Raw genomic sequence first — 2,134 nt, 5'->3', positions numbered from 1 at the left:
ACTCTACATTATGTGGAGTCAGGGCTTTAAAGAATCAGTGATGATGATTCCTATTTGGATCATTCTCATGTTTATTTTGTTTAAAGTACTCAATGCCAAAGAACAGTAATCTAACAGCTTGTACTTAAAACTATAAAAAGTCATTGCCTCGGCAATGGCTTTTTTGTTTATAATCAGAAAATTATGCGCCCTTAGCTTAACTGGATAGAGCAGTTGCCTCCTAAGCGACCGACGTGGGTTCGAGTCCCGCAGGGCGCACACTTTTAGTTAATTAATCCTTCACTTCAGCCAGCAATGTTTCAGCTGCAAGTTTGCCTAAATTATTAGAAGCAAGCGGACTATCGCCCGTTAACAATTTACGGTCTCGATGACATTGACCAGTAATGCCAGTGTTCAAAATCTTCACGCCGAGCTTTTCAAGGTTTTCACCGACTAACCACGGTAAAGTTCCAGGCATGTAACCAATATCAATATTCGCTCCCTTATCTAACGAATCAGGGAATACACAAATTTGATAATCTTTAAAAATATAATTCTACTGCGGCAGCCAGTAACGAAGCTGGACCATGACATAACGTAATAATAAATTTGTCTTGTTCAACTGCCCATTTAAGAACTTTCTTCACTTCAAGGCTATGCGGAATCTTCGCTAATACCCCATGCCCACCCGGAATAAATACAGCCGCATATGGAGAGTTTTCACCGACTACATTTTCTAAAATATCGGCAAGTTTTAACGGATTTTTTAATTTATCTGCATATTTCTGGAAAGTATCTAATACCACCTGTTCTTGCTTTGGCATTGCCCACATTTCAAGTTTGGCTGGATTACCTGAAAGTGTCGCAACATCAATTTCAAATCCGGCATTATCTAAATGGAACATTGGCAAAAGCATTTCTACTGGATGGTTTCCGGTAGAAAAGAACTTACCGTTTTGCATCTGGATATAACGTTCATCAGTTGCAATCATTAAGACCTTTTTATTGCCCGCATATGGCGTTGGATAGGTTGTGCCATCGTAATCTGTTTTAGGAGAAGTATATTGACTCAGTGAATATGGTGATGGGAAGAATGCATTATCTTCTGCCAAATCTGGAGTTGGATTTTTATCATTTGATGCTGGGGTATTCATGGTTACCATCCTTTAGAATTGAAGAGCGAAATAACAGCTTTAAGACAGTTATTATTTCTTAGTAAATGTATATTCAGATCAAGAAACAGGTGCAACAAGCCAATAGAATTTGGCAATTTTTATATAGAAATAGGCACAATTAATAATTATAAAATTTCAGTTTAGGCAAACATGTCATTCACCTAAACTGTCACAGATAAGATTAAGCATTCATCTCTAAAACGATCTTTCCAATATGGTCGCCCTGCTCCATACATGCATGAGCACTTTGTACATCTGAAAAAGCATAGGTTTTATAGATTTGTGGTAAACACTTGCCTTGCTTCAATAACGGCCATACATGTTCATGTAAAGATTGAGCAATCTGTGCTTTTTCTTGGCTATTACGCGCTCGCATCGTTGAGCCTGTAATCGTTGCGCGTTTTAAGATCAGTTTCTGCAAGTCAAATTCTTTTGCAATTCGACCTCCCATAAAGCCAATAATGACAAGTCGGCCGTCACGTCTTAATAGATTTAAGTTTTTTTGAAAATAAGAGCCACCCACAATATCCAAAATAACATCAACACCTTGTTCTTGAGTATGGTTCAAAATTTCCTGCTCAAAATCTTGGGTTTTATAATTAATTGCTGTGGTTAAGTCAGAGAGTGCTTCAACTTTATCTTCACTACCAACAGTAGCAAAAGTTTTAATACCTAAAGCATGGCAAATCGCTAAAGCAGTGGTTCCGATCCCACTTGCCCCACCATGAATCAGGGCAGTTTCATCTTTCTTTAAACGGCCAATATCAAAAAGATTTGCCCAAACCGTAAAAAATGTTTCCGGAATCGCAGCAGCTTGAGTAAATGATAAACTCTCAGGTATTGGCAATACTTGAGTTGCAGTTACCGCACAGTATTCTGCATACCCGCCACCATTGGTTAAAGCACAAACCTTGTCCCCGACTTTAAACTGTTGCACTTGCTCACCCACAGCAACCACTATTCCAGCGACTTCAAGTCCA

General features: G+C 38.7%; 1 protein-coding gene, 1 tRNA gene and 1 pseudogene. 1 reads left to right on the top strand and 2 read right to left on the bottom strand.

All coding sequences use genetic code 11. The features are described from left to right. The first annotated feature begins 185 nt into the window (after positions 1 to 185). Positions 186 to 258 (top strand) — tRNA-Arg (locus tag VXQ92_RS16060). A gap of 13 nt (positions 259 to 271) precedes the next feature. Here VXQ92_RS16060 and hchA read toward each other — a convergent pair. Both hchA and VXQ92_RS16050 read right to left on the bottom strand, forming a co-directional pair. After that, positions 272 to 1,133: pseudogene (hchA, locus tag VXQ92_RS16055) on the bottom strand (glyoxalase III HchA). Between the two features lie 202 nt (positions 1,134 to 1,335). Further along, positions 1,336 to 2,134: NAD(P)H-quinone oxidoreductase (locus VXQ92_RS16050; protein WP_416682494.1), on the bottom strand; the 799-nt coding region annotated here is incomplete at its 5' end.

Source organism: Acinetobacter sp. 228, assembly GCF_048147885.1.
This window is presented reverse-complemented; position numbering and strand designations above follow the sequence as displayed.